Here is a 686-nt window from a genome sequence, read left to right as displayed (position 1 = left end):
CCGGCTCTGATGCGCAACATCGACTGGGCAAGGGAGGCCGCCGGCCTTGAGCCGTTCGTCTGGCCGGCCATGGTGGCTGCATCGGCTGCGCCGACGCCAGTCAAATTCAAGCAAGCAGCGGAGTAAACCATGCGCGTTCTGATTGCTTGCGAATATTCCGGGCAGATGCGGCGGGCGTTCCGCGCAAAGGGCCATGAAGCTTGGTCATGCGATGTGCTTCCTGCCGATGACGCCAGCCACTTCCATTTCCAGACTGACGTGCGCGAAGTGCTTGGGATGGAATGGGACCTGCTGATTGGGCATCCCCCATGCACGCGCCTCTGTAACAGCGGGGTGCGGTGGCTTCACGCCCCACCGGCAGGAAAGACCATCGACCAGATGTGGCGCGAACTGGATGAGGCAACAGCATTCTTCAGCCTGCTGCTGAATGCCGATATCCCCCATGTCGCCATCGAAAACCCGGTGATGCACCGCTACGCGAAGGAGCGGATTTCCGGCTACTTCGACCCTGGACCAGCCGTCCAGCCATGGATGCACGGCCACATGCAGGTCAAGGCGACGTGCTTCTGGCGCAGGAACCTTCCGCCGCTCACGCCGACGAAAAATGTCCGGGCTGAAATGCTGCGCCTGCCCTACGGCGAGCGGGCCAAAATCCATCACGCAAGCCCCGGACCTGACCGCTGGAA

Annotated in this window: 1 protein-coding gene; it reads left to right on the top strand. The window is 62.1% G+C overall.

Annotated elements, in window-relative coordinates; all coding sequences use genetic code 11:
* Positions 1 to 129 precede the first annotated feature (129 nt).
* Positions 130 to 686: hypothetical protein (locus IE243_RS22985; protein ID WP_191321590.1), on the top strand; the 557-nt coding region annotated here is incomplete at its 3' end.

The organism is Camelimonas fluminis (assembly GCF_014656355.1).
In the GTDB taxonomy this organism is placed as follows: domain Bacteria; phylum Pseudomonadota; class Alphaproteobacteria; order Rhizobiales; family Beijerinckiaceae; genus Camelimonas; species Camelimonas fluminis.
The sequence above is the reverse complement of the archived record's forward strand: the minus strand, read 5'-3'. Positions and strand labels throughout refer to the sequence as shown.